General features: G+C 46.4%; 22 protein-coding genes and 1 pseudogene. 9 read left to right on the top strand and 14 right to left on the bottom strand.

The window, feature by feature from the left end:
- On the bottom strand, positions 1 to 933 hold the full coding sequence (locus tag L876_RS0110280; protein WP_028763735.1) for a LysR family transcriptional regulator: 933 nt from the start codon (positions 931 to 933) through the stop codon (positions 1 to 3).
- A 114-nt stretch (positions 934 to 1,047) separates the two neighbouring features.
- Between L876_RS0110280 and L876_RS0110285 the strand changes: the two genes are divergently transcribed.
- The 4 genes and pseudogenes from L876_RS0110285 to L876_RS21535 all read left to right on the top strand — a co-directional run bounded on the left by L876_RS0110285 (position 1,048) and on the right by L876_RS21535 (position 6,147).
- Complete coding sequence (locus L876_RS0110285) at positions 1,048 to 2,505, top strand: NAD-dependent succinate-semialdehyde dehydrogenase (protein ID WP_028763736.1); 1,458 nt, start codon at positions 1,048 to 1,050, stop codon at positions 2,503 to 2,505.
- Between the two features lie 31 nt (positions 2,506 to 2,536).
- A complete protein-coding gene (gene gabT / locus L876_RS0110290; RefSeq protein ID WP_028763737.1) occupies positions 2,537 to 3,817 on the top strand; it encodes a 4-aminobutyrate--2-oxoglutarate transaminase in 1,281 nt (426 codons plus the stop codon).
- Between the two features lie 178 nt (positions 3,818 to 3,995).
- Positions 3,996 to 4,775 carry a prolipoprotein diacylglyceryl transferase gene (lgt, locus tag L876_RS0110295; RefSeq protein ID WP_028763738.1) on the top strand — a complete coding sequence of 260 codons (780 nt, stop codon included), beginning with the start codon at positions 3,996 to 3,998 and terminating at the stop codon, positions 4,773 to 4,775.
- A gap of 181 nt (positions 4,776 to 4,956) precedes the next feature.
- Positions 4,957 to 6,147 (top strand): annotated as a pseudogene (locus L876_RS21535) (potassium/proton antiporter).
- Positions 6,148 to 6,203: 56 nt separating this feature from the next.
- On the opposite strand, the gene L876_RS0110305 reads toward L876_RS21535, so the two are convergent.
- The 7 genes from L876_RS0110305 to L876_RS0110340 all read right to left on the bottom strand — a co-directional run bounded on the left by L876_RS0110305 (position 6,204) and on the right by L876_RS0110340 (position 15,484).
- A complete protein-coding gene (locus tag L876_RS0110305) occupies positions 6,204 to 7,202 on the bottom strand; it encodes a WD40 repeat domain-containing protein (RefSeq protein ID WP_051413073.1) in 999 nt (332 codons plus the stop codon).
- 56 nt (positions 7,203 to 7,258) lie between these two features.
- Complete coding sequence (locus L876_RS0110310) at positions 7,259 to 7,978, bottom strand: oxidative stress defense protein (RefSeq protein ID WP_028763740.1); 720 nt, start codon at positions 7,976 to 7,978, stop codon at positions 7,259 to 7,261.
- A 405-nt stretch (positions 7,979 to 8,383) separates the two neighbouring features.
- A complete protein-coding gene (locus L876_RS0110315) occupies positions 8,384 to 8,629 on the bottom strand; it encodes a transposase (RefSeq protein ID WP_037428406.1) in 246 nt (81 codons plus the stop codon).
- A 504-nt stretch (positions 8,630 to 9,133) separates the two neighbouring features.
- On the bottom strand, positions 9,134 to 10,123 hold the full coding sequence (locus L876_RS0110325) for a sensor domain-containing diguanylate cyclase (RefSeq protein ID WP_028763742.1): 990 nt from the start codon (positions 10,121 to 10,123) through the stop codon (positions 9,134 to 9,136).
- Between the two features lie 346 nt (positions 10,124 to 10,469).
- A complete protein-coding gene (locus L876_RS0110330) occupies positions 10,470 to 14,039 on the bottom strand; it encodes a zinc-dependent metalloprotease (RefSeq protein ID WP_028763743.1) in 3,570 nt (1,189 codons plus the stop codon).
- Positions 14,040 to 14,062: 23 nt separating this feature from the next.
- Positions 14,063 to 14,935: a hypothetical protein gene (locus L876_RS21540; protein ID WP_051413074.1), complete on the bottom strand. Its 873-nt coding sequence runs from the start codon at positions 14,933 to 14,935 to the stop codon at positions 14,063 to 14,065.
- Between the two features lie 129 nt (positions 14,936 to 15,064).
- On the bottom strand, positions 15,065 to 15,484 hold the full coding sequence (locus tag L876_RS0110340; protein ID WP_028763744.1) for a hypothetical protein: 420 nt from the start codon (positions 15,482 to 15,484) through the stop codon (positions 15,065 to 15,067).
- Between the two features lie 497 nt (positions 15,485 to 15,981).
- On the opposite strand from L876_RS0110340, the gene L876_RS0110345 reads away from it, so the two are divergent.
- Positions 15,982 to 17,019, top strand: a complete 1,038-nt coding sequence (locus tag L876_RS0110345; RefSeq protein ID WP_028763745.1) for a glucosaminidase domain-containing protein — start codon at positions 15,982 to 15,984, stop codon at positions 17,017 to 17,019.
- Between the two features lie 54 nt (positions 17,020 to 17,073).
- Here the strand turns inward: L876_RS0110345 and nrfD are convergent, their stop codons facing one another.
- From nrfD to L876_RS0110365, 4 genes are all read right to left on the bottom strand, one after another.
- A complete protein-coding gene (gene nrfD / locus L876_RS0110350) occupies positions 17,074 to 18,027 on the bottom strand; it encodes a cytochrome c nitrite reductase subunit NrfD (protein ID WP_028763746.1) in 954 nt (317 codons plus the stop codon).
- Positions 18,024 to 18,716, bottom strand: coding sequence for a 4Fe-4S dicluster domain-containing protein (locus L876_RS0110355; protein WP_028763747.1), 693 nt, complete (start codon positions 18,714 to 18,716; stop codon positions 18,024 to 18,026). Before L876_RS0110355 ends, nrfD begins: the two co-directional genes overlap by 4 nt.
- Before the next feature lie 10 nt (positions 18,717 to 18,726).
- Positions 18,727 to 19,197, bottom strand: a complete 471-nt coding sequence (locus L876_RS0110360; protein WP_028763748.1) for a cytochrome c3 family protein — start codon at positions 19,195 to 19,197, stop codon at positions 18,727 to 18,729.
- Between the two features lie 138 nt (positions 19,198 to 19,335).
- Entirely contained in the window at positions 19,336 to 19,716 is a 381-nt protein-coding gene (locus tag L876_RS0110365) for a DUF2726 domain-containing protein (protein ID WP_245686969.1), read from the bottom strand.
- 511 nt (positions 19,717 to 20,227) lie between these two features.
- On the opposite strand from L876_RS0110365, the gene L876_RS0110370 reads away from it, so the two are divergent.
- Positions 20,228 to 21,205 (top strand): LysR family transcriptional regulator, encoded by a 978-nt coding sequence (locus tag L876_RS0110370; protein ID WP_028763750.1) that lies wholly within the window; start codon positions 20,228 to 20,230, stop codon positions 21,203 to 21,205.
- Between the two features lie 39 nt (positions 21,206 to 21,244).
- On the opposite strand, the gene L876_RS0110375 is transcribed toward L876_RS0110370, so the two are convergent.
- On the bottom strand, positions 21,245 to 22,288 hold the full coding sequence (locus L876_RS0110375; protein ID WP_028763751.1) for a LysR family transcriptional regulator: 1,044 nt from the start codon (positions 22,286 to 22,288) through the stop codon (positions 21,245 to 21,247).
- Between the two features lie 156 nt (positions 22,289 to 22,444).
- Complete coding sequence (locus L876_RS0110380; RefSeq protein ID WP_248674568.1) at positions 22,445 to 23,218, bottom strand: substrate-binding periplasmic protein; 774 nt, start codon at positions 23,216 to 23,218, stop codon at positions 22,445 to 22,447.
- A gap of 321 nt (positions 23,219 to 23,539) precedes the next feature.
- On the opposite strand from L876_RS0110380, the gene mpl reads away from it, so the two are divergent.
- From mpl to hpt, 3 genes are read left to right on the top strand one after another with little or no spacing between them, the layout of a single operon-like run.
- Complete coding sequence (gene mpl, locus L876_RS0110385; protein WP_028763753.1) at positions 23,540 to 24,925, top strand: UDP-N-acetylmuramate:L-alanyl-gamma-D-glutamyl-meso-diaminopimelate ligase; 1,386 nt, start codon at positions 23,540 to 23,542, stop codon at positions 24,923 to 24,925.
- A 20-nt stretch (positions 24,926 to 24,945) separates the two neighbouring features.
- Complete coding sequence (locus L876_RS0110390) at positions 24,946 to 25,605, top strand: flavin prenyltransferase UbiX (RefSeq protein ID WP_028763754.1); 660 nt, start codon at positions 24,946 to 24,948, stop codon at positions 25,603 to 25,605.
- An 18-nt stretch (positions 25,606 to 25,623) separates the two neighbouring features.
- Positions 25,624 to 26,154: a hypoxanthine phosphoribosyltransferase gene (gene hpt, locus L876_RS0110395; RefSeq protein ID WP_028763755.1), complete on the top strand. Its 531-nt coding sequence runs from the start codon at positions 25,624 to 25,626 to the stop codon at positions 26,152 to 26,154.
- Positions 26,155 to 26,235 lie beyond the last annotated feature (81 nt).

Raw genomic sequence — 26,235 nt, forward strand, 5'->3', positions numbered from 1 at the left:
CTATTCCTGCGACAGCGAGAATACCTCATTAAATGCCGCCATGAGTAGCTCCACTTTCGCACTTTCGCGAGCGGACTGCTTTACCACCATAGAGAGATTAAATTGGTAGCTGGCTTCCTCGCCATGAATAATTTTCATCTCTTTAGCTTCAAGCTCTTGCTGGATATAGCTGAGCGGCAGATAACCTAAGTAGCACCCCGATAAAATTAAGGTTTTACGTGTATCAAACTGATATGCCTTTGCGGATAGATTTAGGCGCTTAAGTTGTTCTCGGCCGTCGGGGTCGATATCCACGCCCGGATGAATAGAGGGGGTCTTAGCCAGCATCTCAGCACTGATCTCCTTATCTTCTAGTAAAAAATAGGGATGCAGGTGGCTGCAACAGAGATAAATCGGCTCACTGAAGATGGTTTGATAGCTCAGACCTTCGACTTGTTGGTAGCTAGGCAATAGGCCAACGTGGGCTTTATCTTGTAGTAGTGACTTCTCAATATGGTGCAGTGCTTCGCCATCTAAAATTAGGTGCAATTGCGGTTGGCGTTGATGAATGTAAGTGATCACTTGCGCGAGCTTTTGCTGCATGGTGTGGTCAAGTTGATCGGCACAAAGTATCACCAGTTCTCCAATTAACTCTTCACCTAGGTTGTTAACAAACATAGAGAAATCATTGAGTGAGTCGAACAGTTCGATACAGGCATGATACACGGCTTGTCCTGCTTCGGTGAGGGCAAAACCGCCACGTCCTCGACTGCATAACTTCAGTTTCATGCGGCTCTCAAGGTTGGACATATGCACACTGATGGTAGAGCGTGTCACACCTAGCTCATTTTCAGCTGCCGCGAAGCCACCGTTTTCAACAACGGTGCGAAATATGCGTAATAATCGCAGGTCATATTCGGTTACGGCTTTAGGAATAATGGACTGTTTACTCATTAGTTTTACCGCTATAAAACTTATTGTTGATTATTTTGTATTTAACCTGAGATAGTTTTGCTATTCAATAGAGAAATATGCCCGTTAACGTCAACCCTTTCGATTGGAGTATTTATGCAGGGAATAAAAGACAGCCAGTTAATTAAACTCGCCTCATACATTGATGGTAACTGGTTTCAAAGCGATAACCGATTTGCCGTAATCAACCCGGCCAATCAACAAGTGGTGGCAGAAGTTGCCGATGCGGGAATAGAGGAGACTCAAGCTGCGGTAGTCGCGGCCAAAAAAGCGCTCCCTGCTTGGTCAAAAAAATCGGCCAATGAGCGCGCTGTCTTGATGCGTAAATGGTTCAACTTGATGATGGAACACCAAGACGACTTAGGCCGACTACTCACTTTAGAGCAAGGTAAGCCGCTTGCTGAGGCTAAGGGCGAAATTGCCTATGGTGCAGCGTTTATCGATTGGTTTGCCGAAGAGGGCAAGCGTGTTTACGGTGACACCATCCCAGCCCCAGCCAATGACAAGCGTATTTTGGTGATTAAACAACCTGTGGGCGTAGTGGCGTCAATTACGCCTTGGAACTTCCCTAACGCGATGATTGCCCGTAAAGCGGCGGCGGCCCTTGCCGCTGGTTGTACCTTTGTTGCGAGGCCATCCCCTCTCACGCCACTTTCAGCCTTGGCGATGGCAGAACTTGCCGAGCGCGCGGGCATTCCGGCTGGGGTATTTAACATTGTGGTGGGTGAAGATGCGGTTGGTATGGGTAAGGTGCTGACTCAACATCCAGATGTAGCCAAGTTTACTTTTACGGGCTCAACAGCGGTGGGCAAGATTTTATTGGCTCAGTGTGCGACGAGCGTGAAAAAGGTCTCCATGGAGCTCGGTGGTAATGCGCCGTTTATTGTGTTTGACGATGCAGATATCGATGCGGCGGTTCAGGGCGCGCTTATCTCTAAGTATCGCAATGCGGGCCAAACTTGTGTGTGCACCAACCGTATCTTTGTACAGCGTAATGTGGCAGAGGCATTTACTCAAAAGTTTGCTGCTGCGGTAGCAAGCCTGAATGTGGGTGATGGTCTAGGCGATGGGGTGACCGTTGGTCCAATGATCTCTAAAACTGCTGTCGACAATGTACTTAAGTTGGTTGATGACACAGTCTCTAGCGGTGGAACAATCATCAGTGGCGGCCAGCGCAGTGCGTTGGGTGAAAGTTTCCTTGCTCCGGTGATTGTGACTGGCGTGACGAATGAGATGCCTCTGGCGCGCAATGAGATTTTTGGACCAGTCACACCTATCATCACGTTTGACAGTGAAGATGAGGTGATTGCCATGGCCAATGATACTGAATATGGGCTGGCAGCCTATTTCTATGCCCGTGATATTGGTCGTATCTTCCGCGTCGGAGAGGGGCTTGAGTTTGGCATGGTCGGGGTCAATGAGGGGATCACCTCTAATGCGGCGGCACCTTTTGGCGGGGTGAAGCAGTCGGGTAATGGCCGCGAAGGTTCTAAGTATGGGCTAGATGACTACTTAGAGATTAAGTATTTGTGTCTTGGTGGGTTAGATAAATAACACCGACTTTAGTTGAGTAAAGGATAAGTAGATGAACAACGCGAATTTACAGGCTCGTAAAGTGAACGCCATAGCAAGGGGCCAAGGCAACGCCTATCCCGTTTATGTTGAGCGGGCGAAAAATGCTGAGCTATGGGACGTTGAAGGAAACCGTTTTATCGATTTTGGTACCGGGATTGCCGTGTGTAACACAGGTCATAGCCATCCCAAAATTGTCGCCGCGGTCAAGGCGCAACTGGATAACTTTAGCCATACCTGTGTCATGGTTAACCCTTATGAATCGGCCGTTGAGCTGGCAGAAAAGCTGACTCAAGTGGCTCCGGGTGATAGTGACAAAAAGGCAATTTTTGTCACCACAGGTGCTGAAGCGGTAGAGAACTGTGTCAAGATTGCTCGCGCGCATACTGGACGTCGTGGGGTGATCGCGTTTAACGGTGGCTTCCATGGTCGCACAAATCTAACGATGGCACTGACGGGAAAAATAAGCCCGTATAAGCATCAGTTTGGCCCGTTTGCGGGAGATATTTTCCACGCACCTTATCCAATGGCCCTGCATGATGTAAGTGTAAAAGATGCCTTAAAAGCGGTTGAAAATCTGTTTAAAGTCGATATCGCCCCGTGTGATGTCGCAGCGATTATTGTAGAGCCAGTGCAAGGCGAAGGAGGTTTTTACGCTGCTCCTGCTGAGTTTTTACAGGCGCTACGTCGTATCTGTGATGAGCATGGTATCGTGCTGATTGCCGATGAGATCCAAACTGGGTTTGGCCGTACAGGTAAAATGTTTAGTTTTGAACATGCAGGAGTTGAACCCGATTTGATCACTATGGCCAAAGGCATTGCTGGTGGCTTCCCAATTGCAGCTGTGGTGGGTAAGAGTGAAATCATGGATGCGCCGCTCCCAGGTGGATTAGGTGGGACTTATGGTGGATCTCCTGTGGGCTGTGTTGCCGCATTAGTGGTACTCGAGGTGATGGAAGAGGAAAACTTAGTTGAGCGTGCAGCACAGATTGGTGCGATCTTTAATGAACATTTAAGTGCATTGCAGCAGCGCTACCCACAGCTCATTGGTGAGGTGCGTAATCAGGGCGCAATGATTGCCATAGAGTTAGTGATTGATGGCGATTGCGAGCAGCCCAATACCGCGCTAACCCAAGCGATTATCGCTAATGCGGCTAAGCATGGATTAGTTTTGTTAGCCTGCGGTTTCTATGGCAACGTGATCCGCTTCCTACCTGCGCTGACCATTAGCGACGACATCATTCAGGAAGGACTAGGGAAGTTCAATCAGTTATTTGCTGCAGTAGCAAAGTGACATGCTAACTAAAACAAGGGTCTAACAGTTTTAGCTGTTAGGCCCTTTTTTATTCTCTTCTGTGCCATAAATGCATCGTCTGGCCTTGAATAACATCGACGAAGCGCGTAAAACTGCCTGTCAGCAGTCGTTGTTTTATTAGTTGGTCACTTGGCCAGTGCAGTTTGGAGCAAAGCGTTTGAACCATATAGTTTGGAATATTGATCCTGTGATGATCTCATTCATGGGGTTAACCGTGCATTGGTACGGGGTACTGTTTGCGGTGGCGATTGCCAGCGGTTTTCAGGTGATGAAGCGTATCTATGTCAAAGAGGGCTTAGATGTTGAGTCGTTAGATAATCTACTTATCTATTGTGTCGTCGGGATTATTGTAGGCGCGCGTCTGGCGCACGTGCTGTTTTACGACCCCAGTTATTACTTCTCTCACCCAATGAAAATATTGGCCATATGGGAAGGGGGGCTCGCTAGTCATGGTGGCGGACTCGGCGCGATTTTAGCGCTCTATTACTATCAGCGTAAGGTGAAATTACCTTTCCTATTTTTGCTCGATAGACTCGCTATTGCGACAGCCATATTTGGCTTTTTTGTGCGTATGGCAAATTTTGCCAATTCAGAGATCCTCGGTCTACCGAGCGACAAGCCTTGGGCGATTATTTTTGAGCGCGTCGACATGTTGCCACGCCATCCTGCGCAGTTGTACGAGGCCATTGCGTATCTGCTGATCTTTATCCTGTTGTGGTTGGTGTATAAAACGACTCAGATGAAGCAGAAATACGGTGCGATATTTGGGTTGTTCCTCGTATTGGTATTTAGCTCACGGTTTGCCATTGAGATGGTGAAAGTTAAGCAAGCTGCCTATGCCCAAGATTGGACCATGAGCGCAGGACAAATGTTAAGTGTTCCGTTTTTGCTGGTGGGCATCGTGTTACTGCTGTTGCCATACCTGAGAAAACGTTAGTGTTTGATTGATATTTTTTTTGGTAAAGCTCAACATCTGTTGAGCTTTTTTATTGGAAAGATATAATAATTTAATCATAAGGTTATCTTAATAAAGCGCTAGTTTGTTTGTGCTATAATCATCACAGCAAATGCTGTGCCGTTATTTAACGTCAGTTCATCAACGTTCACTAGGAAGCTCTATGCCATACGAAATTATTTTACTCGGTGTTGCAGCCCTCATAGCTGTGGGGATCTTGCTTCACCATCCCTCTAAGACATTAGGGATCCCATCATTACTTATTTTTATGGGGGTAGGCTTAAGCTTAGGTAATGGCGAGTTTGATTTTGTGTATGACAATCTCACTATCACCTCGACTGTTGGGGCCATTGCGCTGAACATGATTGTCTTTGTGGGGGGCATTAATACATCAACTGAGAGTATTAAGTTAGCGTATAAAGAGGGCGGGATACTTGCCACTTTTGGGGTGTTTTTTACCACTGTGATTTTAGGTTTACTCTTGTACCCACTGACAGACTGGAGCCTAATCATCTGCTTACTATTTGCGGCCGTGGTTTCATCGACTGATGCGGCGGCGGTGTTTTCGATTTTAGAGTCAAAAAAGCTCAAGCTAAAAGAGAAAACCGATACGGTGCTGGAGTTTGAATCAGCCACCAATGATCCCGTAGCGCTGGTGATGGTGATGATTCTAACAGGCATCGCCCTTGCCCCAGAGCAAGCAATATCGGCGTGGGATATTGGCCAAACCTTGGTCTTGCAGATTGTATTAGGGATTGCCGTAGCTTTTGTTGTGGCCAAAATTGCCGTATGGGCGCTCAATTCTATCCATTTAAAAGAGTATGGTCTGATCCCTGTGTTTGTGTTGGCCTGTGCCATCATCGCGGCGTACGGCAGTGAGTTGGCCGGCGGCAATATCCTTATCGCATCCTATGTTGCTGGTGTCGTGATAGGTAATGGCATGAAGCGCGGTGGCGAAGTCACCAAGCACTTTTTTAATAGCATGTCATGGTTGGCCCAGTCGTTGATGTTTATTATTTTAGGTCTGCAGATCTTTCCTTAGACGCTATTTTCCGTTTTTGCTCTGTCGATTGTGCCAGCGGCATTATTGATGTTGGTGGCTAGGCCGCTGGCGGTGCAGCTATGTTATCTACCGTTTACGCAGGCAAGCTGGAAAAAGCGTCTATTTATCTCATCCATTGGCTTAAAGGGCGCAACGCCGATTGTGTTCTCACTGATCCCCGCTGCTGCAGGCGTTGATGGAGCCATTGAACTGGTGCATATGGTGTTCTTTATTGTGCTGTTTTCGGTGGTATTGCAAGGTGCTGCGATTGAGCCACTAGCGAAAAAGCTTAAGCTTAATATCGACAGTTAAACTGAAAGACTAGCGGGCTATGAGCCCGCTTTTTACTCGCTATTGTATTTGTGCCCTCAAAGCGCCCAATGTTCTACTGTCCCATCTGAGCTGAGTGTGACTAGTTCATCTGAAGAGACCTGAGTCATCGCCATCACTGTTGAGCCTAAGTTATACGCAGTGATATTCCAGTGCTTCAAGGCCTCACCAGTGTTGACATCCCAACGCGTAACCGCTTGCTTTGAGGTGGCGGTTATTAACCCTTGGCCTTGGTCAACAAACAGTGCTTGGCGAAAATAGCGATAACGTTCTAGGTAATTAAGGCGGGATACCTGCTGTTGCGTTTGGGGGTCGACAACTTGATTATTATCCAGTGCATCGGCAATAAATAGACGGTGGTTTGCCGCATCGAAACTGATACTGGTGATCCGCTGTGGCAAGGAAAAGTCTCGAATGACTTGCCCATCTAAGGTCTGCCAAAGCACTGCGTGACCATCGTTACCTGCCGACAATGCCTTATCCGACTGAGTGGTAAATTCAATGTGGTTCACTTCGGCGTTGTGCAGTTTAAACATGGAGAGTTTCTGGCTGCTGCGATTGACGACGATAACAGAGCCTTCATTCATGCCAATCAAGATGGCGTTGCCTGTGTGATTTAACGCTATGCGTGAGATGGTTGCGCTGGCATCAAAGCCCTGAGCGCGCCACGACAGTATTTGTTCACCGCTGCTAACGTTAATTAGCGTTAACTGCCGTTTGCCTGCGGTCAGCAGCCATCTATGATCACCTGACAGCGCAGTGAGGTAAACGGGGTCTTCAAAGTCTTGTTCATCCCACTGGTGAAGTAATTGATGACTTGGCAAGGCCCACAATGAGAGGGTGCGACTACGGCCAAGTGTTACGGCTAACGTGGCATCGCTTGCGAGTTGGCCATCAATAATGGACTCGGCAACTAAACGCTGTGTGCTCAATGGTTGTTGAGTCGGAGCTTGACTGCAGGCGAGCAAGCTCTGCAGTAGACCAAGGATTAGTAGGAGTTTAACAAGAGTTTGACTTGGCAATGAGCTCTGCTTCATAGTGATACCATAAGTGTTAGTCATGATATCACAGTGATTGCTCTGCAGTGGATTCGCTACTTCAAACGGAATATCACTTCAACGCGGTCGCTTATTGTGGTTTGTGCCTGCTGATAGCTCTCACCTGCATCTCCTTGCGCTGCGGCGTTGCGCTTGTACATCACAGGCTGCACATTGTGCTGGTCAAAATAGCGTATTTCCCATACACCATCGATTTTCTCTCCAAAGCCTTTGGCTAGTGATTTGGCTTTTTGTTGGGCGTCCTTAATGGCCAAGGCTCTTGCTTGTTCAATCAACTCTGCTTCTTTGCTGGATTTGTATGAGATATCTATGATGCGATTAATTCCCTGTTCCAATGCCGTATCAAGCACTTCGTTAAGGATGTTGAGATCGTCAAGTGTTACAACCACCTTGCGGCTGGCGTTGTACCCCACCTCATTATTGGTTCGGGTTTCAGGATCGTATTGATGGCGAGGATGCAGTGACAAGTTGGCACTTTGAATGTTATCTCGGTTTATCCCCGCCTGCTTTAGTCGTGCAATAAAACCTGCGACTGCCTGATCTGATGCGGACTTGGCATTGGCTGGCGTATCCGCTTGGGTGTTAACCTCAACAATCAGTTCAGCCATATCTGCGCTGATCACCACTTGGCTAGTGCCGATGGTTTCGATATGGGCAAAGCTGAGTTCGGTGGCCTGAACATTTTGGCTAGCGAATGGCAAGGTGGTTGCTAAAAAACTGCTAGCTAAGAGTGCGGCGAGAATGGTTTTTTTCATGAAGAGCTCCAAAATTTTGTCGGTAAAGTGTTGCTATGGTTACAGGTATAAACGGGCCATATTTTAAAAGGGGTTAATTGTGGCAATATTTTTTATGTGAGTGCTGCGGTAGCGCTTGCAGCCCGTATGGGCATTGGAATCGATGCTTGATTTAGAGCACTAGTGGGAAAAGAAAGGCCGAGTGTTCTGCATCCTGCACAACACTCGGCAAAGCACCTTTGGGGGAGTGCTGTGGGGACCACCTGACAGATCCCCACTTTTAAATGGTTGATGTGAATGATGACTGCCATTCGGCTTAGGCTATTATTGATGTTGCCCTCTCGCCACCAATCACTGCTTCCTGCGACCACTTATTTTTTGACGAGTGAGATCCTTCTGCTCGCCTGTTATTGATTGGTAGCGGCGCTAGTCTTGGATCAGCTTTAGTTCACGCATGAGGTAGTTGAGCTGCATAGTTAACTTGTCAATTTCGGTACGAAGTGTACTGGCTCGACCGCCTTGCTGCTCGCTCTGTCTAACCAGTTGGTAGACGGTTTTGGTCGATACGCCAAACTTCTTCGCGACTTCCGAGAGCAGCGCGTCGTTGCGCTTAACCTCTTCAACAATGCGCTGCGCTAATTTTGGGGTCATGCTTTTAGTCACTCTACTCATCTTCTACTCCTTAATGATGGACTCATCCCGATTGCGATTCATACTGGCTGGCAAAAATAATGCTCAGCTAACCCTGTATTGCAGTGCTATTCGACATCCCACTGGCTGATGCCGAGCTGCATGAAGAATTGCCATTGCTGAGAGAGCCGATAACCGAGTTGGCTTAAGTTTTTCATGGTGAACTCCTTTAATCACAATGCTTAACAGTGTTACTACTTACTTGTAGGTATGTAAGTTTCATGCCACATTTTCTGCGTTTCTATCTTTCTGAAAAATAACAATTTTAATTTTAACGCTTGATGTTTTGGGAACGGAAATAGTGCTAATGTTCACCAAAATGAAGCGGCTTGCATTGAGATAGTGCAGTCTTGTTGCGGTGGATTGTCACGGTGAATCGTCAGTGCAGAGTTAAGATGGCAGAACCGACACAAGGAGAGTACGGGTGAGCCGCGCTGGGTTGTGGATATGATTGTGTTTGGTGGCTTTGGCACTCGCGCGATTGAGTTAGCTGCATTGAGAGAGTTGTTGTGGCCGCCAAAAACAGTAGTCATGTTTACCGCTGCGTTTAACTTGATACATGGCGATATCGGCCCGCTCACAGCAGGTGGTGAAGTTATGGGCAGCATCAAAGCAGTAGATTCCGATACTCAGTCCTATCTTTAACCTATTGCCATCAATGGCAATTGAGTCTTGATAGGTGCTAAGCAGTGATTGTGCAATTGCTTCAATCTGTGCCTGGTCGCGACTAGGATGTAAAATGACAAATTCATCGCCCCCTAAACGGGCGATGTCGGCATCTGTGCCAGCACAGTGTTTTAGGGTGTTGGCCACGTGAATGAGTAACAGATCGCCAACCTTATGACCGTAGCGGTCGTTAAGTTGTTTAAACCCATCGAGATCAATAAAAAACAGCGCGCCGTTGTGCTTACTGGCTTGGTGCGTTTCAAAGGCTTGGCTGATTGCTTGACGGTTCATTAAGTTCGTCAGCGGGTCAGTCATTGCCAGTTGTGACAACTCAAGCTCGTAGCGTTTTTCTTGGGTGATATCGATATGAGTTCCCATCATGCGTAATGGTTGGCCATTGGCGTCGCGCTCGACGATTCGGCCTCGGTCTGATACCCAAGTGACTGAGCCGTCTTTATGGATCATTCGGTGCACAGCTTGATAGTAGTCACTGTGGCCAGCGACATGGTCTTCAAACGCCTTAATCACCCAAGCTTTGTCTTCTGGGTGCAGGTTCTGTTTCCAGCTGTCCACATGGGCGGCTAGCTCCTCACGACTAAAGCCTAACAGTTCACCCCATTTCATGTTAAAAATCGTTAAGTTACCGCTGGGGATATGCTGCTCCCATAGGCATAAGCCATTGCCATCTAGTGCGGCAAACAGCTTCTCTTCGGCGCGGGCATTGAGTAATTCCAGCTTAGCATTTTCGCGTTTAAGCGCTGCAAGTTCTGCTTGTAATTGCGCGATGGTAACGCTTGGGTCTGTTGGCATGATTTATTACCTGCCAAGTCCAGCTATGGGAGGGGGAACTTGTATGGGGTCATTCATCGACAGCACTATCCCTGTTGTTTGCGCTTTTTAGGTAAGGTTTAGTTAACCACTAATGAAAAAGCGTATCAAGCCGTTAGAGGGTGATATGCGTGGCGTACTGGCAACAATGGTGTTTTACAGATAATAAATAGCGATAATATCATCAACAAAAAGCGTGTATATATTTTTAGTCACTGCAGGGGGAGTCGGTTTTGCCGCTTAATTTGTATATTGATACTGTCAGTGATTGGGTATAAAAAAAGAAGCCGATTAACGGCTTCTTTCTAGGTGAGAGAGAGGGGAGAAACTAGAGTACGGGCAGGTAAGTTAATACTCGCTCATCGCGCTCAATAATCGGATCAACAACCAATTGCTGGAACGTTTCACCGTCGCGGTTCATGACATGTGCCATCAACGCTGGCGAGCTCGCTTTCAAGGCGTTTAGTGCCTTGATCTGATCAATAAGCATGTTGGCCAAGACGTTCTCAGTTGTTGCTGCGTAGTTTTTACCGCGTAGCGCGATGGTTTGCTGCGTATCAATGGCATCGCTTGAGAGGTGGATCCCGACATATTCACGCCATACTCTGGCTTTTTCCTCGCCGCGATAATCGCTATCCACTGAAGCCAGTACCACCTGTTTTAGCATCATCTGTAGCAGGTTACTCTTGCCTTTCATGTCGTAGCTGGCTTGAGGGAAGCCAAAGTAACGTCCTAGAGATGTCGCGTAGCTTGGCAACGCTTCGATCTGTTGGTCAGCGTAGTCTACATCGTTAACATAGTACTTAGGATCGACCGCCTGACATTCATCCTTCAATACAGGGTTTGTGAGGTAGCCATTGATTTTACTGACTGTATTCCCCATGGTCATTTGACATAACATTCCTTGCAGCTGCTTTTTGACCTCAGGCGCATCAGCCAAAGCATAGTAAGTGCGACCCGTTGTGCTGCGTGGTGATTTACGCGTGAGTAGCTGACGCATCGCTAAAAGCTTATCTGGCCACATACCTAATACATCACGCTCATTGACGTATGGATGATTAGGGCTAGACGCAGGTGCTTTAATACCGTTTAGCAGATGGCCATTGTTAACGCTGACGTCGGCGTAGACCAGATCTTGATAGGCTTCGACAATATCGGCTTTCAGTAATAGCTCTTTAAGTTTATCGCTGTCTTGATGGTAATCGGTGATGATTTTACCCAACTCGAAACCTTCATCTAGCTTGCCCGCATTGAGACGATAAATCCGTGTGAGGATATCTTCTAACGAGTGAACTTTAGTTAAAGCACGGCTGTCATCGCTGTTCATTCTGTAGGTGACATGTAAGTAGACATCGTTGAGACCTGCTGCGGTGAGGAAGGTGTCTGATGCCTTGTCGACTGCGCGCTGTGAAGCGCAGAACCAATAGTTTTCATGGCCTGGGCAGAACTCGGCTAACTCATTTTGGTTGAATGAGAATAGCTCTTCAACGGTGGCGGTGTCTTCGACAAATTGACGGATATCGTGGAAACCACGGAGACGATTGATAGTATACGGCAAGATATTATCTTCGAATAACGTCTGACGGTTATGACGCACGTTCATGGTGTCATAGCTGTCATGGTGGCTGTCGATATAATACTGCACGATATCATCGTTGTTGGTACCCGCATCGAAGCGGTTACAGTTGCTGTTAAGCGTGACATGACCGTCGGTACAGAATGCAAAGTAACGAAGATCGTTTTCTGCGGCGATATTGTGCAAGGCGCCATATTGGGTGTCACCCGTGATATTGCCTTCGCTAAGCTCTTGGCGACGTTTAGCGTCTTCGGCGCTTAATGACACTAAGCTGCCATCTTGAGTTTCAACCTGACGACCGTAACCAAAACGCAGTGCGGCGAGATCATACTTTTGGAAAGTGGTCGCAAACCTGTCGGCGTTATAATCCATTTGGCTAGAGAAGTCTGCTTTAACCGATAGGTTAGGGTAGCCTGCTTCGGTTAAGGCCTCGCTGAACTTAGTGATCTCTTGTTCGTTAAAGAAGTTTGCCTGATCGCGGCTACCCGCAAAGTTGTGTCTTAGCCCTAATGTATGACCTAGCTCATGGGTAAGGGTGCCAGCAAAGGCTTGTGCGGCAAGTTTGGTCACTAGGTTAGTTTGGAAGCCTGTTGGCATGCTTTCGATATCTTTAAGCTTACCGCCCACCACGCCGTCGACCCAGAAATTGCTGTCTTTCCAATCAATCTCGTAGCCTTTAATACCACGAGGTAACTCGCGTAATGCCCCGCCCGTTAAACCAAAGGCTTTATCGACACTCATTAGGTTATGCTCAGCCCAAAACGCTTCGGTTTTGCTCTGCTGCGCGACTAACTCCTCAAAAGGGGCATTATCGACATCGGTAGTCGACAGATCTGGGATGACGGTTTGTGCCAAGGCTTGGTTTCTTGGCTGATTAACCATGGCATCGTCACTGTCACCATTTTGTGCAGCAATCAACTTGTTGGCCGCCACTGCATTGGCACGATTAACCGCTTCCTCAGAGGGCGTGTAATCAACGCCAGTGAGGGCTTTGACTGAATGAGCATCTAACATGCCACGGTTGTAGTCGAGCTGCACGCGGCGATAGTAACGTGTTGAGCCTTGCTCAAGGTTTGCACTGTATTGGTCTACACGGCCACTGACTATCTCACCGGTGAACGGGTTGGCCGCAGAGGGGCCATAGCCGGCAAGGCCATTGTCGAGCGGTTCGTCGAACAGGGTGATGTTGCTGTAACGCAGATCACCATGACGGTGCGTGCCAGCTTGTGCCAGCTTAAGCTCAGGTAAGCCAGTTTTGAACACTTTATTTTGAACATTGATCGCGGTGATACTTTGTGTGGCCGCGGTTAAGAATGGCTTATTCTTGGGCTCATAGAAGTTGTTGCTTAGGTAATAGGTGATTGACTCCTTCTTAGGGTTAAAATGGTTGAGGTACTGACGTACGTATCCATCTTTGCCCGCAGCATGGTTGCCATCTCGGTATTGATGTTGGGTTCTGAAAAAGCCAAAAGTGCCATTTTCATCTTCGCTATAGGGGACGGCTTCAAAGTCACTGCTTGCCAACTTGTCGAGTGCCACAACAGAGATATATTCGGTGGTGGTGAAAGAGAGGTTGTCAAAGTTACCTTTGAAAAACTTACCGAAACAGGCGGGGTTAGCTTGATAGGTGTGTTCAATCTCAAAGTTAAGCACGCCATTGGCTAAGTCCATTTGGTAGCCTTTCCAGTCACCATCTTGTACCAAGTGTGCAGACTCGGTTTCTGTGGTGCACTGTTTAAAGGTCACGAGATCGGTATAGTTTTCTTCGGCTATCTGTGCCGCTTCAAACTTAGGAATAAAGAACTTCTTTTTATCCCAAGTAATGTTGCGATCGTTTACTTCCTCTTCTTTGTTGGTACAGTCGCCCCAATTGTCCTCCTGGCATTGGAAGTCAATGTAGTTACCAGGAATGGTGAGCACGGGGGCCTTGTTGTACTCGTTGTCGTAACGAGAGTCATGGCCTAGACCAATGTTATCACGGTCTATCTGTCTTAGCTGAATGCCATTTTCTGTCATTCTAAGTGTAACCAGCTTCTCCTCGCCTTGAGAAAAACCATGAATAGGCGCTGAGTAGCGCGGCGCTTCACCTAGGCTACGAGTGTACAGAAACAGGCGTTCGGGTTGCTGGGTTGCTAGCTCTGACAGGGTGGAGGCTGAGGTGAGCTTATCTGTGCCCGCGTCAACATTGGTGGTGGCATCTTTAAAGTCTTGTACGGCGATCATTCGCTCATCTTTTTTGACTTCTTGATACGGCTCGTCTGTGCCACAGGCACTTAATCCTATCGCGCTTAAAATGGCGATAGCGACACTGCTCTTATACATAAAAACCTCCTCTTTGCTTAAATTTATAAGTATTTTGTGATTGATAGATAAAACACCGAACTGCGCTCGTCATAGACTTCAAAACCATGAGAGGCACCGCGATCAGGGTCATAGAGATAGCCGCTGTTATTGTGTCCAATTGCTGCAACCCAACTCGAAGCAAACGCCCAGCCTATCTCTTCGCTAAGGGTAAAGCGGTTGTCGTAGCGCTTGGTGTTAAAGGCTTTAGCCATGGCATAAGAGCCATTGATATCGAGATACCAGTTATCGATAAACTGCCAGGTCATATCAGCGAGAAGATCGATACGATATTCTACGAAATGCTCGCCATGACGGCCTGATTCATATTGGTAGGCGTTGTACTTTACCCGTGGCGAAACATAGAAGTTCCAATCCTCACTAGGACGATAAAACAGGTAGCCGGCCAATCTCGGCGCGGCCCTAAGTTTGTTCTCTTGACTGGTGTGGCTGGTGGGGAGGTATACCCCAGCACTGCCGATGTAGCTCCAGTCGCTCCCCAGTTGGCCGGTTGGCGTGCGGTATTCTAAAAAAGTATCGTAGAAGTAAGATTCATTATGATGTGTTTCTACCTCCCCTCCAGATGACAGGCGAAGGCTCCCCCAAGTATCACGATAGGCAATACGGCCATTGCCGCTCAGAGCTTGATAGGAGCTAGGGGCCGACTGTTCAAAGGTATTACTGGCCGCAGATGCACTGATATAACCAGACCAATGTGAGGTATTGTTGTCGATTGCTGCAGCAACATTTTCATTATCGGCCGCAGCTGAGTTTGATAACAACGCCGCAAATAATAAGCCTGTAGATATCACTTTTCGGCGTGTACTATTATCAACGCAGCCGTAGACACTCAGACAGCTTGAGTTTTTATAAGTCATGTAAATAACCTAATTTAGATAAGTTTTTAGAAACTGACCAATAGACCTGAGTAATGGTATATTCGGTTGGCTTAGTCGTGTTTGAAAGTTATTAACGGCAAACGCGGTTAATAATCTGGGGTAGATAAATTAAGACGGAGTGCCTTTGATAGGTTTAATCCAACTTATTAGAAGTGATGTGAACTCTAGTATGTTTTTCGGGGTTTTATACTTTTGCGATTTATATGAAGGTAAGCCCGCACAAAGGAATAATAGAAAAAATAGAGTTGAAGTTAACGTTAATGAACTGAAGTTGATATCTTCCACTTCAGCGGGAATAACATTTAGGTGTTGTTTACCGTATTGTTCAATGTAATCCAAGTACAATGAATGTGTTACAGCTTCTTTTTTTTTCGCGGCAGTGGTTTGTTGTGAAGGCGTTGAACCATGGGAAAATTGATGGCCTATTTCAGAGCTGTTTACTAAAAAGCAGGCACTCATATGTGTCAGTAGTATGATACCAACAAATAAAATGAAGCTTGATAGCGTGGCAGAACTTTTTTTTAACATACACTCATCTAAATGAATTTCACGTTTAATATGTATGATACAAATCGATACATTTGTTTTTAAGGCGAAAGTCCACTGTATGAAATACACAATTTTTATTCAACGCTAAAATAACATTCGCATCAATAGTGAGCGCTTTATCACATCTAAATTATTAATTTAGCCATGAATGTAAAATAAATTAACTTCGCGTTATCCTTGTGGTTACCTTGATGGTCATCGTTATTTACATTAATTACTTGTATTAGAAAAAGTTTATTATTGTGCTGGCTAATTATTTCGTGTTCCTGCTACTTTTTATTTTACCCAGATAACAAGGGAGGCACAGCTATCACTTCTTCGCTACGGTTAATCACAGAGTTTGATGGTTGAAGACACGATGTCGAAGACTCTTTCACCATGATCGATTAAAGTGATATCAACATCTATCTTTAGGACTAGGCTATGTGGAAAGTTAATCTGTTCCAGAATAGGCCACATAAAAGAGGTTATCTACGATGATTCGTTTGTTAATGCTTGCTGCTGTCATCATAAGTATCGTTACTCTGGCGAGTACTTATCGAGTTGGTGACACCGAGGGTGAGAGGCAAAATGTTGCACCAACTGATGACAAGATGCCTCTTTTCGCAATCAGTGCCAATGAGCTCGCCACTCAGCCTGATTCCAATCAAACGCAGGCCAGTTTTAAAGCGGTATCATTGCAGCGTCCAACTAAGCCTGCAAAAGATGTGGTGATTAATTCACTCGATGATCTCAGCGCGCTGTTTGATCAACTTAACTACAACACAGAAAGTTGGCAAGCGGGTAATCGAGAAGTGCCTAGGTTAACCTTTGAGTCGGTGGGCGAGCGCTGGCAGCAGACCTCTAGCCAGTTACCTGTACAGTTAAAAAAAATGGTGTTTTTTCGCCTGATGGCACCTTTAATTTTGGTGGCTAATGAAAATATTTTACTCGAACGTCAGATAATAGAAACGGCACCCATTGATGATACCCAACTACGTGCTTTGGCGGTTAAATATCGAGTGCTTAGCGCAAATGACAATGACAAACCACTGAGTGAGGCACAGCGGCAAACCTTACTTGAAGAGGTGGATATTATGCCACCATCACTGGTGCTTGCGCAGGCAGCGGAAGAGAGTGGTTGGGCTACATCGCGCTTTACGGTTGAAGGTAATGCCTTTTTTGGCCAATGGGACTTTAGCGGTAATGGCATGATCCCGAAACAGCAGCGTAAGGAGCTGGGCAATTACGGTTTAGCACGTTTTGATACGCCGCTAGCTTCGGTCGAAGGCTATTTACGTAATCTCAATACCAATAATGCTTACCAAAAGCTGCGTACGTTGCGCGCGCAACTCAGAGCTGAAAATAAACCGATCACTGGTTTAGAGCTGGCGGGAACCTTGGGCAAATATTCAGAGCGCGGTCAAGCGTATATCGATGGGATCCGTGGCATTATCACCTTCAATAAGTTGCAGCAGGTTGATGAGGCTTACCTCAGCGATAACGCGCCGCTGCATTTAATCTCTGGTAAATAATGCCTCCGCCACAGTAATCTCTTGGATGAGGTCACTGTGGTTGAATGGTAAGTATCACACGCCAGTCATCTGCCCGGTATAAAGGATAAAGTTACGTAATAGGAATACGCCAATAAGGCTAAAGCTGGCAGTTACCGCTACGTAGGTAAACTTGCGATCGGCGGAGACTTTCATCCACAAATTAAAGGCTAATGGCAAGGTTAAGCCGATACCGATAACGCCGCCCCAAAATATCCAGCCCCAAAACCCATAGCCCAGCGCATTGAGTGCGGCGACTTGGCTTTGGCCACCTGATAAAATTAGCCCTGCAAAGAAGGTGAAAAGTAGGCCTATCTCCACCAAGATCATAGGGATCTCAATACCGTGGATAAAGCGCACTTCAATCCCATTAGGGTTACCTCGAAGTAGCACGCCACCCAGCAAGGTTGCTGCCGCACCGGAGGAGAGTCCGGAGATTAAAAATAACAGCGGCAGTACTGGGTTGTTAAGCAGTGGGAAACCGATCAGTGCTGATAACAGAAAACCTGTGTATGCGCCTAATGAGATAGAGAGGATCACTAAGATACCTGTGATGGCCGCCTCCTGTCTGACTAGCATCTGGATAAAGCGTGTGCTTAAACGACCTATTGCGCCAAAACGACCGTCTAGCAGACGCGTTAAGCCTTGATGGAAGATGCAGCCAATCCAAGCAAACAGTGCCACTTGATAGGCCATTAGCACCAATACGCCCATCGACATCACTGAAGTGGTGTTGTAAAACACCAGTATCTTCCAGAAGTCCAATGGCTTGGTCAGATCGATAACCAAGATCCCTAGGCCGCCAAATACTGCTAGTGGCGCGATGATTGCCGCCGCCTGCACAAAGGGGGAGTGATAGGCTTCACTGGCTAACTTAAAATGTTTAAGCATGATGGCAAAAAATACCGCACCGGCAGATAACCCTGCCAAGAACAGATAGATAGCGATCGGCCAATGCCATACCAGGCCTTCAAAATGAAAAGCACTCATAGCATTACCTCCCCATCGATGGTTTGAATATGGAACAACTTTGGCCGGGTACCAAGATCCACTTTGGCGCGATACGTTGGCTTGGTTTTAAGTAACTTAACTAACGCTGAGTCAGGATCTTTTAAATTGCCAAAGGTCAGCGCTTGAGTTGGACACGCCAGGACGCAAGCAGGTTGCAAGCCTTTCGATAACTGGGTTTGCTGACAAAAATCGCACTTATCGGCAGTGCGCGTCTCGGGGTTAATAAACCGCACCTGATAAGGGCAGGCAGCAATACAGTATTGGCAGCCTACGCAGCGGTCGCTATTGACGGCAACGATACCAGTGTCTTTGTCTATATAGGCCGCACCTGTAGGACAAACACGTACGCATGGCGCGGCTTCACAGTGCTGGCAAGACACACGATTAAACCGATAGCTCTGGTTAGGGTAGTTCCCAAACGGACCTGTGCGCTCAATTTTGACTCGCGTCACACCGTCAGGCACATGATTGGTTTCACGGCATGCTTCAACGCAGGCGTTACAGCCGATACAGGCATTTTCGTCATGTACCATGGCATATTTAACCTCTGTTTGTGACGCATCTGTATTGGCATTTTCAGCCAAGGGAGATTTAGTCACCGTATAAACAGAGATCCCTGCGATCAACGCACCGCAGCCTTTAAGAAATTGTCGTTTTGATGTTTCCATCACAAGCCTCCTAGTGTTTGACCTGATGGCAGGTGACACATAACTGGCTATGCTGTTTGCTGTCTAATGACAACATTGGGTCGTATTCTGGATGTAGCTGGTGACATAGGGTGCAGCTTACGCGTGTCGCATGTACATTATGTGTCCACTCGGTGTTGGCCAGCGTTTGAGGATCATGGCAGCTTAGGCAGACCGCTACTTGCTGAGTCACAGACATTGGACTATTAGCGCCAAAGCGATTAATACTTGAGCCTTTTTTCGGGTGACTGCCTTTGTCACCATGGCAATCTTGGCACTCAATGGCTAAGGCAGTACTTGCGTGTACCCCATGCAGTTGGCCATTGCGCTTATGGCATTTAAGGCACGTACGGGTATCGTTCTCGGTCTGGGCGGCCAAGGTGATGGTCGGCAAGGTGCAGAAGATTGATGCCGTGATAAGGGTAGTAAGCACAATTGAGAGACTGCGGCTAATCTGACACATACCGACTCCTTACACCTTAAGGTGAACATGATTTCGGTGTTTAATGAGAGCGCCAAGTTGTCTATTTGACGCTCGGTTGGGCTGTGAACACTTGGATAAAGTGTGCTTGGATTGGGGTTGTTCGAATGCGTTTAGCCATTAGGCGGCGAGTGCAGTTCGTAACAAGGCTTCATCGCAATGCTTATCTTTATCTAGCTTAATGAATTGCACACCTATGTAATCTAAACATTTTTCGACAAATTTCATCTGTTCTGGTGAGCTCGTATCAGGGTTGCTAACCACTAATTTGACCGCAGAAGACTCGTTGTCAACGACCACATAGTCTAGGTGGCAATGCTCCATAAAATCTTGAACCTCTTCATGGTTTTTTACTGAGTCATCAATATCAACCACATTAACCAAAGACGCTCCGTACAGCACATCGTAGCGATTGCTCGCGATAGATTTTAAGCTTTTTAGAAAATGCATAGATTCTTTGTCGAGCAGGTGAGGTTTGATACTAACAGCAGCATCGACCATCTGAACCTCGCTTGATCTGAAGAACTTGATGCACGTCATTACGAAGGTCACGATGACGAGAGGAACAATTATGAATAAAACAAAATACATAAATGCATAACTTAAAATAACTGTAGCGGTGGCGTTCATGATAAACCTCCAAAAGTACTTCTGTTTATAAACTCTCCATTTAATTATTACTTTATGCGGAATATTTACAACAATTATCGAAATCAGTTTATTAAAATTTAGTGGCAGATCTGATAATTGCTTTTAACTATTTCGAATTGTAGAAAATCGATATTTGGATATCCAGTTTATGATTTGTGTATATCTGGTGTTTGTTTGTTTTTAATTTTAAACTTCTTTTAAATTAGTTTCTTACCGCTTTGTTGTAAAATGTTGAAATTTAAAAGTATGATCGAGATCTGATTTTTGTATCTATACATTTAATAAATAATAATATGGTAATTATGGCTGGGTTAACTATAATTCAAAATGGTATATTTGATGTCGGTAGAGGTATTTTACAATGAAAAATATAACTCTAGATAGTTTGGATATGCTTAGTGCTAATATATTGGTTAATTTGTATGAAAAACATTCTGCTTCATCAGTTGCTAGCGACATGAATATTCCAGCTCCTAAGGTGAGTCGCTGCCTACAGCATGCGCGGGCCATTTTTAATAATCCGCTGTTTATTCGAAAAAAGCATGGTCTTGAGCCTAATGAATTCACCCGCCAGCTTTACCCCATCGTTAAGGAGTTAGTACAGTGCGCTGAACACCTGTATCAATTAAACCAGCTGAATCCATTGGCGTTAGAATCGGCGATGGTGATCTACGTCAGCGATCTGTTGATCCCGCATTTGCCGCAGCAATTAAGTGCGGCCATTAATGAGGCACATCTGCCCATTAGTTACGAGCTCCGCAGTGGCTCAGATGATCTTTTACAAGATACAGCAAACGGCCTTATTGATGTGGCGATTCTCTGTGAGTCTGACGCAGTCCCATTGCAAGCTGATCCGCGTTTTGAAGTGATACCGCTTAAGACGCTAGAACATCTCTATCTGTTGTGCGGACTAAACCATCCTATCCTGCAGCAGGAGATCAGCTTAACCAATATCGCTACTTACCCCTATTTAAGCGCTTTTAGCCTACTAAATAAGAGCGCTCCAGACCCTTTCCAGGCTTTTTGCCGGCAGCAAAAGCTCTTTTGCCATCAGGCACCTAGCGATAACATCCAAACCGCGCTGGGCTTTCATGATCTCTATCGTTATTTATCAGACAATCAGACACTGAGCCTACTGCCCTACAATAAGGTTTATGAACAGAGCCATCTTTTACCCGGTTTACACGTGTGCTGCCTGTCTGCTATCGACACTGAGCTGCTGTACCAAGCACAGCCATATCCAAAGTTGTATTTGATTAGCGCCAAGCATCATCCGAGTCCACATATTGAATGGCTCAAAGAGCTGGTCACAGGGTTAATCAACCAATATGTGCACTGAGTTAACAGCGCCCTTATGGATGCCGAAAATGGCGAAGGCCTATTGTGAGGGATTGCAGCATTTTAGTGAAGAAGGCTCGGGTGTACTAGCGTCCTGACACATAGTTATCTGATGGTGGGTTAAATTACGATGCCGCGCCGCTTCATCATAATGGGCCTGCATCTCATCGAGTTTCTCTGTGAGCAGTGTCTTTAAGCAGTTGGCTAGTTGATCTTTAATTCCCTTATGGCAATTTAAATAGTAGCTGTCGCAAACAAGTTCGTTGGTGTCACGCCATAGTGATGACACGTCGATAAATGACACATCGTCACGGCTTTCAAAGTAATACATAGACATTGCCGAAGAGAGTAGCGCAACATCATCGCCATGACTCACATGGTCAATTAACATGCGTAGGCTTGGACTTTTAAGTGCGATGCTGATATCGAGCTCATGTTCTCTTGCATAGCGCTCTATCGGGTGGGGTTGATCATGTAGATTAGCATTGACTAGGGCAACGTGATAGTCAAACAGATCGATTAAAGGTTGATTGGAATTCAAAATGGGGTGCCCGTTTTTGGCCACAATAAAGAAGTGAATAATGTCGCCGAGTTTGTAGTTATTCACCATAGAATGATTAATAGGTTCAGTGGAGACACAGCAATCGATTTTCCCCTGACACAAGCGCTGACTAATATTGTCTGACCAAGGTTGAATATTGATACTAACGCCGCCTTCTAAACAATGACAGCTAGTATGTACGTAGTTCATCACCATTAGTGACCACTGCTCAAAGGTTGCCACACTTAACTGAAAAGGTTGTACGCCTTTGTCTATGGTGGTGGCGACTATTTTGTCGTACTGCTGCAAAATGGTTTGCACCATAGGGGTGATCTTAATGGCGATTTGATTGGGTTCGAAGCCATATTGCTGACGCACAAACAGCTCATCTTCTAATACTTCACGTAGGCAGGTTAAGCTACGACTGACTTTAGATTGGGTGGTGTGCAATCGCTCAGCTACGGCGCTGCCATTTTTTAGCTCAACCAAGCCGATAAACACTTGTAGTGTAAAGTAATCTAGGCGGCTCACTTTTTTCAGCATAGCGATATCCTTGTGCAATGACTGCGCCTTAGTTGGCTATTATTACAGGTATAAATTATAGATCTTCTGTTTAAAAATTAGTCAAAGGTAACTTCCTCTTTTAGCATGTTCGAGTTTAAAAAACTGCGCATTGGATCACACATAATGTCGGGTTTGTTAGGGGAGTGTTACCGTGGATGAGTTGCTATTGAGGTATTTGTCATAGATGGCTTGATAGCGGCCAGAGCTGATGAGGAGAGCAAGGCCTTGATTGAAGTCATCCCTGATGGCCGCATCATTGAAGATGGGGCGGTAGTCGAGTGGATCAACGTCTGTAAATTTATGTTCTTGAATGGGGTGAGTGACAAAATTTTTGCGTGATTGCAGTAATTGGCTGAAATATTTGAAAATACTTCGGTCACTTAACACCAGATCATAGCGACCTTTATTTAAGGTCAGCACCTGCAGTAACTGGTTGTTCTGTTCAAAGTACCGCCCCGACTGCTTCACTGGGGTTAACCATTCGGGATAACGTTTCACGGCGCCCACAAATGAGATCACGCTCAAGCCGTTGAGGTCTTCCGGTTTATTGATCTGAATATCACGCGCTTTCAAAGAGATAAATACGTTGTGATAGATCACTGCAGGATCGCCATAAAATCCGCCAAATGGCGTCAAGTCCTCCCCCAGATCTGTCATCGCGGCATCGACCGTTTTATTCTTAAACTCCACCGGAATACGTGCGAACGGGAAATAGAGTGGCACTAACACATGTCCTTTAAACGCTAAGGCCTCCCGGATGATATCAACTTCAATGCCAGAATCAGTTTCTGGAAAACAAAATGGCGCTATCTTTTCACCAAATGCCATCTCGACAGTAGCAGCGACGGATGTGGCAAAAGGGCAAAGGCTAATGAAAAACAAAAGCGTTAGGGTAAACAGTATTTTCACTCAGCCTCCACATAAGAATACAAATCAATACAATTGCCTACCTTACGAGATTGGTTTCATTGTTAACAGGCTAAAAAGTGCCTTGGATTAGATGGACCTTAATTACTATAGGTAAGAAATAGACCAAGGTAAATGACACCAAGTGAGTAGCTTGCCAGGAGTGACCTAGGGTTGTTTAAACCAAGTGTGGAAAATTCTCTTATGTCATACAGCAGCAAACTGGCATAGCTACGAAATAGTTATTTAAACCATTGTTAACTGACAATGGCATTTCAAATCGATAGAATACCAACAGATTATTCCTCATCTAGAGCCAACCCCATGCATGTACATATTCTTGGCATCTGCGGCACCTTTATGGGTGGCCTTGCACTGCTTGCCAGAGCCAATGGTCACAAGGTTACCGGCAGCGATGCCAATGTCTACCCGCCGATGAGCACGCAGCTCGAAGAGCAAGGTATTGAACTTATTCAAGGCTTCGACCCCAGTCAGCTTGGTCAGAACGAAGATGATGCCCCTGATCTGGTGGTGATAGGCAATGCGATGAGTCGCGGCAACCCTTGTGTCGAGGCGGTATTAAACCGTGGGCTTAAATATACCTCTGGGCCGCAGTTTTTGGCGGAACATATTTTGCCAGAACGCTGGGTGTTAGCGGTATCGGGGACTCACGGGAAAACGTCGACCTCGAGTATGTTAGCGTGGATTCTACAAGATTGCGGCTATGAGCCGGGCTTCTTGATTGGTGGCGTGCCGCAGAACTTTGGAGTGTCGGCGCGACTCGGCGGTTCGCCGTTTTTTGTGGTAGAAGCCGACGAATATGACAGCGCATTTTTCGATAAGCGCTCTAAGTTTGTCCATTACCAGCCACGCACCTTAGTGATAAACAATCTTGAGTTTGATCACGCCGATATCTTTGATGACCTAAAAGCTATTCAGCGTCAGTTTAACCACGTAATACGCACAGTACCGGGCCAAGGCAAGATTGTTTGGCCTGTAGGCAGTCAAGCGGTGCGAGATGTCATAAGCATGGGCTGTTGGAGTGAGCAGGAAACCTATAGTACTCATCAAGCTGAAGCGGGCTGGTATACCCAGGTACTGAGCAACGATGGCCACAGGTTTGAGTTGTTTTTTGATGGTGAATCACAAGGTATCTTAGACTGGCAGTTGATTGGCCAGCACAATGTGGAAAATGCCACCATGGCGATTGCTGCGGCGCGTCATGTAGGGGTGAAACCTCAGGCAGCGATTGAGGCATTAGTGAAGTTTGCGCCGCCCAAGCGTCGAATGGAGTTGATTGGTTCGGTCAATGGCGTCGAGGTGTATGACGATTTTGCTCATCATCCAACAGCGATTGCCACTACTTTGCAAGGTTGCCGCGCTAAAGTGGGCGAGGGGCGTATTTTAGTGGTGCTTGAGCCACGTTCAAACACCATGAAACGCGGCGTACATAAAGAGACTTTAGCGGCTTCGATGTCTCTAGCCGATGCAGCGTTTTTATATCAAGCCGATAATATCGACTGGGATGTAGAGGCAGCGATGGCGAAGGTTAGCCTGCCGATATCTGTGCTATACCAGATAGATGATGTGGTCGACGCTGTGGCTGCTGAAGTTAAACCAGGTGACACTGTTATTGTCATGAGCAACGGTGGCTTTGGCGGTATCCATGGCAAGCTTTTACAAAGGCTTGAAGGCGTTTCCACTTTCTAGCTTTAATTAAAGAGATTTATATGAATTATCCAAGAAAGGCCAAGGCTATTAGCTTGGCGTGGACCGGGGCCTCTGGGGCACCTTACGGGCTGAAGCTACTTGAGTGTTTGCTGGTGGCCGATTATCAAGTGTTCTTGATGATCTCTAGCGCCGCGCGGGTGGTGTTGGCCACTGAGCATGGCCTACAACTGAGCGCTAATGGCGACAAGGCGAAAGCGCAGTTACTGGAGCTGTTTGCACAGCAAGGCAGTGATATCAGCGGTGAGTTATATGTGCTGGGTAAAGAGGAGTGGTTCTCACCGCCAGCATCGGGTTCTGCTGCGCCTAAGCAGATGGTGATTTGTCCATGCAGTACAGGTACCTTGGCGGCCGTTGCCACAGGGATGAGTAACAGTTTACTGGAGCGCGCTGCCGATGTGGTGATAAAAGAGCGTGGCCAATTAATTCTGGTACCACGAGAAACACCCTTTAGCAGCATACACTTAGAGCATATGTTGTCACTGTCTAAGCTGGGGGCGACCATTATGCCTGCGGCACCGGGGTTTTATCATGATCCCAAATCGGTTGAAGATCTGGTAGACTTCATGGTCGCGCGGATTTTAGATCATCTGGGCGTCGACCACGCGTTAACCAAGCGTTGGGGCTATGATAAGCACAGTGCCAGCAATAGCGACAATTAAGACAATTTTGAGAATAGTATGAAACACACCATCGAAGTGATGATCTCGGCTGAAGAGATTGAGCAACAACTAGACATTCTTGCAGAGAAGATCAACGCCCATTATGCCAATAGCGAGCGCCTGTTAATGGTTGGCTTACTCAAAGGCTCAGTGGTCTTTATGGCCGATTTGTGTCGTCGTATTAAGGGCCATGTAGAGATCGATTTTATGTCGGTATCTAGCTATGGCAATGCTATGAGTAGCTCTCGGGATGTGAAAATCCTAAAAGATGTCCAGTCTGATATCGAAGGTCGCGATGTGTTAATCGTTGAAGATCTTATCGATTCGGGAAATACCTTAAATAAGGTGCGCGACATGTTGCTACTGCGTGAACCCAAGAGCCTAGCGTTATGTACACTGCTTGATAAGCCTGAGCGTCGTGAAGTGGATGTACCGGTTGATTTTATCGGTTTCACCATTCCTGATGAATTTATCGTAGGTTATGGGATCGACTACGCAGAGCAGTATCGTAACTTGCCTTATATTGCCAAAGTGGTGCCCTTGGATTAATGGCGAATGCCGTTAAGATTATAAACTCCTGCCATGTGCGGGAGTTTTTGTTTGTTTTTGATATTAAAGTGGATGTATTGC

It is taken from the genome of Shewanella colwelliana ATCC 39565, from assembly GCF_000518705.1.
Lineage (GTDB): Bacteria > Pseudomonadota > Gammaproteobacteria > Enterobacterales > Shewanellaceae > Shewanella > Shewanella colwelliana.